Below are 5798 nucleotides of genomic sequence, written 5' to 3'. Positions count from 1 at the left end.
CTTGGCGGCGGAAATGACGAGCGGGAGCAGACCCTCAACCAGCTGCTCACCGAGATGGATGGCTTTGAGGGCAATACCGGCGTAATCATCGTGGCGGCCACTAACCGGCCCGACGTGCTCGATTCGGCCCTGCTGCGGCCCGGTCGTTTCGACCGGCAGGTGGTGGTAGATCGGCCCGATTACGCCGGTCGCCTCCAGATCCTCGGCGTCCATGCCCGCGGCAAGACCCTTGCCAAGGACGTTGACCTCGACAAAATCGCCCGCCGCACCCCCGGTTACACCGGCGCCGATCTGGCCAACCTGCTCAACGAGGCGGCGATTCTGGCGGCCAGGCGCCAGCTCACCGAAGTCTCCATGGATGAGGTGAACGACGCCATCGAGCGGGTGATGGCTGGTCCGGAGAAGAAAGATCGGGTCATGAGTGAGAAGCGCAAGCGTCTGGTGGCCTATCACGAGGCGGGCCATGCCCTGGTGGGCGCCCTGATGCCCGACTACGACCCGGTGCAGAAGATTTCGATCATTCCCCGCGGCAATGCTGGGGGGCTCACCTTCTTCACCCCATCTGAAGAGCGGATGGAATCGGGGCTCTACTCCCGCTCCTATCTCCAAAACCAGATGGCTGTGGCCCTGGGCGGTCGGGTAGCTGAAGAAATTGTCTACGGCGAAGATGAGGTGACAACCGGAGCCTCAAACGACCTGCAGCAGGTGGCCCGGGTGGCCCGGCAGATGGTGACCCGCTTCGGCATGAGCGATCGGCTGGGCCCCGTTGCCCTGGGCCGCAGCCAGGGAGGCATGTTCCTGGGCCGCGATATCGCTGCTGAGCGTGATTTCTCCGAAGACACCGCAGCCGCCATCGACGAGGAGGTGAGCGAACTGGTTGCTGAGGCATACAAGCGGGCCACTTCGGTGCTCACCGGCAATCGCCTGGTGCTCGATGAACTGGCCGCCATGCTGGTGGAGAAGGAAACGGTGGATGCGGAAGCTCTCCAGGAGCTTTTGATCCGCAGTGATGTGAAGGTTGCCGAATACGTCTGAGGCTTGCGGGCCGGCGGGGAGTGCTTCTTGGCTGATCCATTCCCTGCGGGCCCAGCCGCTGCTGATAGTGCTGCGGCCGGGCGAGCCCCTGCGGGCCCTGCCAACGCTGGAGCGGCTGCAGGAGTTGGGGCTGATCCATGTGGAGATCGCCTGGCAGCCGACGCCGGGCTGGGCAGATCAGATGCAGGAGCTGATTGATCGCTTCCCCGCTCTGGAGCTGGGAGCAGCCTCGGTGTGCCAGCTCCAAGGGGCAGCCGACGCCGCAGCCGCCGGCTGCCGCTACGCGGTGTCGCCACTGCTCGATCCACAGCTGCAACAGCGGGCGGCCGAACGGGAGCTGCTGCTGGTGCCCGGGGTGATGAGCCCCTCCGAAGTGCATCAGGCCCGCCGGTTGGGCTGCGGCATCGTCAAGCTGTTCCCGGCGGTGAGCGCCGGCATCAACCACTGGCGGCGGCTGCGGGAGCCTCTGGGCGCACCGCTGCCCTACTGCATCGCGGCAGGAGGCCTCAACCCCGGCGACGTGCTGCCCTGGCTGGAGGCCGGGGTGGATGCGGTGGCGCTGGGCTCCGGGCTGGGCGATCTGGAGGCGGCGAGCGCCTGGCGGGAGCTGCTCTCCACACTGGCCGCGCGCCAAGGCAATGCATCTGCATTGCCATAGGTTTGTTTGCGCTGGTTCCTGATGCCGACTGCGTCTCTACAGGCACCCCCCAAGGGGAGGTGGAATCGGCGCTCACTGATCTCTATCAGACCACCGTGCCGCAACCCGTGCGGCGGGCTCTTGGCTTGCGAAAGCGCGACCGTATTCGCTACTCCTTCCGCTCCAACGGCGAGGTGGTGCTGCAGCGCGTCAGCCCTGATCCATGCGAAGAAGACCCAGCGCTCGCTCCTTTCCTGGCACTGCTGGAGCAGGACATCGCCAGTCACCCTGATCGGCTCCAGTCCATCGGCACGGATCTGGTTCAGCGCCTGCAGGATCTGGTGGAGGGCATTGAGGTGGATCTTGATGAAGCATTGCCAGCCGACGAGCCCGCCTGATGGCAAGTTCCGCGGGTGCATCCCCCATGGTGATCAGCGGCTGGACGATCTATGCGCACCCGTTGTTTCTGGATCAGCTTGAGGAGTTGATCGTTGAGGTGGAGGCACTGCGCGCTAAGGCTCCCCAGGGGTATGTCAGCAAGAATGCAAGCAAGCGCCTGGCGGCCATCACCCGCCTGATGCTCAAGGACATCCCCCAGGGCCCCAGCGGCAAGGAGTACCAACAGGGATCCACGCTCGGCGCTGCACATCGCCACTGGCGACGAGCCAAGTTCTTTCAGCAGTACCGGTTGTTCTTCCGGTTTCACACCCGCTTGCACGGCTGATTGTCTTGGGCTGGGTTAACGACACAGACACCAAGCGCGCCTACGGCAGCAAGAGCGATGCCTACCGGGTTTTCCAGTTGATGCTGGCCAGCGGCCATCCGCCGAACAACTGGGAAGAACTCTTGCAAGAAGCCGCGCAGGGCGCAGAGCGCTTGCAGCGACTCAACGATCGTCTGCCTTGAGCTGCCGTAGAAGAGGCCTTGCTCGAGTGGTTGGCCACTGAAGAAGTCGAAATCTACAGATACGCGAAGGCTGCAGCGCAAGGCCCCGGCTGTGCTGAGGTGTGGGTGAGTTTGCGGTGCCAGTGGCTCCAGGAGCGCGGTGAGAACCAGCCCGCCTCGGCCCGAAAGCAGCACCTCGGCCAGATAGTTGTCGCCCAGCTGCAGAGCACGATCGCTTCGATCTGTGTGGGCGGCAGTTTGCCCTTGCGGCCCAGCAGTTGAAGGCTGTTCAGGCGATGGCCGAGAAGACCCCAGAGCCTGGCCACGCAACCGCTCAAAGCGCATGCGCTGCTGCTGTTGCACCTCTGTTCGTCTTCCCAATTGCTCCCGGGGCCAGCCCGAACGACGAGCGGCCGCTGCAATGACATAGTCTTGTGACCATAGTCATTTTGGAGTGATGATGCTCCTGCCGTCCGCCGCGCTGCCTCCGGGTTCGCCGCGGCAGGTCTCGAAATCCCGCTTCAAGGCCCAGGCCCTGGAGCTATTCCGCCAGGTGGAGGCCAGCGGTGAATCGCTCGTGGTCACCGATCACGGCCGGCCCACCCTGGAGGTGCGCCCCTATCGGCCGGCCCGGCCCGACGCCGACCCACTGGGGCAGCTGCGCGGATCGGTGCTGCGTTTCGACGACCCGTTTGCGCCGGTCGGTGAGAACGACTGGGAAGCCCTGGTGTGATCCTGCTCGATACCCATGCGCTGATCTGGTGGGCCGCTGGCAATCATCCGCGGCTGTCAGCGAATGCTCTGGCCGCCATAGATCAGGAGATCGAGAGCGCTGGCCGGCCGGGCGGCTCACCGGGTCTACTGGTGTCGGCGATCAGCTGCTGGGAAGTGGCGATGCTGGTGAACCGGGGTCGACTCGCCCTCAGCCTCGATGTGGAGCGCTGGTTGGCGCTGCTGGCCTCCCATCCGGCGGTGCGGTTGCTGGGCCTCGATCCCGCCGTGGCTTTGGCCGCCACCCGCCTCCCGGAGCCATTCCACGCCGATCCCGCCGATCGCTTCCTGGTGGCCCAGGCCCGCGAGCTGGGGATTCCCCTGCTCAGCGCCGACAACAACATCCTCTCCTACGGCCATGTGCGCAGCCTCTGGTGAAGGCAGCTGCCCCGCTCACCAGAGGCTGCACTGCCCCTGCTGGCGCAGCAGGTGATCGGCCAGCACCAGGGCCACCATCGCTTCCACCATCGGCACCGCCCGCGGCAGCACGCAGGGGTCGTGCCTGCCCTTGGCTTCGAGGGTGGTGGCCTCACCCCGCTCGTTGATGGTCTGCTGGGCCTTGCGGATTGTGGCGGTGGGCTTGAAGGCCACGCGAATTACGATCGGCTCGCCGTTGCTGATGCCGCCCTGGATGCCGCCTGAGTTGTTGGTGGCTGTGTGTAGGCGTCCATCAGCTGTCGGTAGAAAGGCGTCGTTGTGTTCGCTGCCCTTGAGCAGGGTGCCGGCGAAGCCGGAACCGATCTCAAATCCCTTGGTCGCCGGCAGCGACATCACCGCCTTGGCCAGGTCTGCCTCCAACTTGTCGAAAACCGGCATGCCCAGCCCCATTGCCGGCTTGCGCACGATGCACTCGATCACGCCGCCGCAGGAATCGCCCTCCCGGCCGATCGCCTCAATGCGCTCGATCATGCGCTCGGCGGCTGCCCCATCGGGACAGCGCACGATGTTTGCCTCCACCGCCGCCAGCGAAACCTGCTCAGGGTCGATCGTTGCTTCGATGTTGTGGATCCGCTGCACCCAGGCGAGCACCTCGGTGCCCTGGGCCCTGGCCAGCAGCTGCTTGGCGATGCCCCCTGCTGCCACCCGGCCAATCGTTTCCCGGGCGGAGGCACGGCCGCCGCCACTGCGGGCCTGGATGCCGTATTTGGCCTGGTAGGTGGCATCGGCGTGGGAGGGGCGGTAGGCCACCTCCATTTCCCTGTAATCCTGGGGGCGCTGGTCCCTATTGCGCACCAGCATGGCAATCGGGGTGCCCAGGGTCAGGCCATCCAGCAGTCCGCTGAGAATCTCAACCCGATCATCTTCTTTGCGGGGGGTGGTGATTTTGCTCTGGCCGGGCTTGCGCCGATCGAGCTCAGCTTGAATCGCCTCCAGATTGAGTGGGAGTCGCGGCGGGCAGCCATCTACGACCACGCCCACGCCCCCGCCGTGGGACTCGCCGAAGGTGGTGATGCGAAATAGCTCGCCGAAGCTGCTGCCCATGGGAAACCGTGGCTTGTGTCAGTGGCTTTTGTCAGGTTAGGAAGCGGCTTTCGCCTGCCCCTTGGTGGGGAGCCTCTTGGTGTAGATGATCCACACAATCAGCACAGACAGCAGGGCGCTCAAATAACACCACACCGAGAGGAACGCCTGACGGTAGGCCCATTCCGCCACCAGGCCGCTGGCCAGCAGAGCCACTCCAAAGCAACGCAGCCAGGCGTAGGGGAGCAGCAGCAGGGGTAGGCCGATCACAGCGGCATAGAGGTAGCGAATCGATTCCGCCGGGCCGCCGCTCAGCAGCAGCGTTAGGCCGTAGTCGATCGACCCTTTCAGCACCACCGGTTCAAGCCGGGTTGGCTGCAACAGCAGGGGCAGCCAGAGCCCTATCCCCAGCACCAGCCCCGCCCCCTGCAGCGCCCACAGCAAGGGCCGGCCAGGCCAGTGCCGCTGCTGGGGCCAGAGGCTTAGGGCTACGTAGGGAATCCAGATCGGCCAAAAGGCCAGGGCAAAGAACAGATAGGCCAGGGCCCCACCCTTGAGTAGGGGGGCGGCAGGCCCATGGTTGAGTCCAAGCCACACCACCCCTTCTAGGCCCTGCTGCAGGCCAAAACCCACCGGCATCAGAGCCAGGGGCAGCAGTTCAGGGCGATGGTCTCGCCATGAGCGCTCCACAGCGGCGATGCCCAGCGGCACCAGCAGGGCTGCACTGCTGAAACTGGCGGCGGCTGAGAAACACATCGCACGCAGCTTCGGCCCGGTTGCAGCTTCACCCTATGCACCCTGGTGGGCCGCCAATAAAAAGCCCCCTCTTACGAGGGGGCCGGGGGGATTCCGTTTTGGGTTTGGCTTTAGCCGGGCTGTTAAGCCTCAGCCAATCGCCGGGGCGGTCAGTGCCACGGGGGTGGCAGTAGCAGCAGCAAGGTCAAGCGGGAAGTTGTGAGCGTTGCGCTCGTGCATCACTTCCATACCCAGACCAGCGCGGTTCAGAACG

Annotated in this window: 9 protein-coding genes and 2 pseudogenes; 8 read left to right on the top strand and 3 right to left on the bottom strand. The window is 65.1% G+C overall.

Annotation, left to right across the window (positions count from 1 at the left end; translation table 11 throughout):
* The 8 genes and pseudogenes from ftsH3 to KBZ15_RS16910 form a co-directional block, all read left to right on the top strand.
* A pseudogene (gene ftsH3, locus KBZ15_RS16945) lies at nt 1-1035 on the top strand (ATP-dependent zinc metalloprotease FtsH3); the annotation flags it as partial.
* A complete protein-coding gene (locus KBZ15_RS16940) occupies nt 1019-1693 on the top strand; it encodes a bifunctional 4-hydroxy-2-oxoglutarate aldolase/2-dehydro-3-deoxy-phosphogluconate aldolase (protein ID WP_255016387.1) in 675 nt (224 codons plus the stop codon). The pseudogene ftsH3 and the gene KBZ15_RS16940, both read left to right, overlap by 17 nt.
* Before the next feature lie 2 nt (nt 1694-1695).
* Nucleotides 1696-2070 carry a type II toxin-antitoxin system PrlF family antitoxin gene (locus KBZ15_RS16935; protein ID WP_255016385.1) on the top strand — a complete coding sequence of 125 codons (375 nt, stop codon included), beginning with the start codon at nt 1696-1698 and terminating at the stop codon, nt 2068-2070.
* On the top strand, nt 2070-2396 hold the full coding sequence (locus KBZ15_RS16930; RefSeq protein WP_255016383.1) for a type II toxin-antitoxin system YhaV family toxin: 327 nt from the start codon (nt 2070-2072) through the stop codon (nt 2394-2396). Before KBZ15_RS16935 ends, KBZ15_RS16930 begins: the two co-directional genes overlap by 1 nt.
* Nucleotides 2397-2401: 5 nt before the next feature.
* Nucleotides 2402-2578, top strand: coding sequence for a type II toxin-antitoxin system YhaV family toxin (locus KBZ15_RS16925; RefSeq protein WP_255016381.1), 177 nt, complete (start codon nt 2402-2404; stop codon nt 2576-2578).
* A gap of 105 nt (nt 2579-2683) precedes the next feature.
* The gene (locus KBZ15_RS16920) at nt 2684-2839 is read left to right on the top strand and encodes a hypothetical protein (RefSeq protein WP_255016379.1); all 156 of its coding nucleotides are present in this window, start codon (nt 2684-2686) and stop codon (nt 2837-2839) included.
* 175 nt (nt 2840-3014) lie between these two features.
* Nucleotides 3015-3290: a type II toxin-antitoxin system Phd/YefM family antitoxin gene (locus tag KBZ15_RS16915; RefSeq protein WP_255016377.1), complete on the top strand. Its 276-nt coding sequence runs from the start codon at nt 3015-3017 to the stop codon at nt 3288-3290.
* Entirely contained in the window at nt 3287-3706 is a 420-nt protein-coding gene (locus tag KBZ15_RS16910; RefSeq protein WP_255016376.1) for a type II toxin-antitoxin system VapC family toxin, read from the top strand. The genes KBZ15_RS16915 and KBZ15_RS16910 overlap by 4 nt, the downstream gene beginning before the upstream one ends.
* Nucleotides 3707-3721: 15 nt before the next feature.
* Here KBZ15_RS16910 and aroC read toward each other — a convergent pair whose 3' ends face one another.
* The 3 genes and pseudogenes from aroC to KBZ15_RS16895 all read right to left on the bottom strand — a co-directional run.
* Nucleotides 3722-4810 carry a chorismate synthase gene (aroC, locus tag KBZ15_RS16905; RefSeq protein WP_255016375.1) on the bottom strand — a complete coding sequence of 363 codons (1089 nt, stop codon included), beginning with the start codon at nt 4808-4810 and terminating at the stop codon, nt 3722-3724.
* A 36-nt stretch (nt 4811-4846) separates the two neighbouring features.
* Nucleotides 4847-5545 carry a DUF6629 family protein gene (locus KBZ15_RS16900; RefSeq protein WP_255016374.1) on the bottom strand — a complete coding sequence of 233 codons (699 nt, stop codon included), beginning with the start codon at nt 5543-5545 and terminating at the stop codon, nt 4847-4849.
* A gap of 129 nt (nt 5546-5674) precedes the next feature.
* Nucleotides 5675-5798 (bottom strand): annotated as a pseudogene (locus KBZ15_RS16895) (photosystem II q(b) protein); the annotation flags it as partial.

The sequence above is a fragment of the Cyanobium sp. BA20m-p-22 genome, assembly GCF_024346275.1.
Lineage (GTDB): Bacteria > Cyanobacteriota > Cyanobacteriia > PCC-6307 > Cyanobiaceae > Cyanobium_A.
The sequence above is the reverse complement of the archived record's forward strand: the minus strand, read 5'-3'. Positions and strand labels throughout refer to the sequence as shown.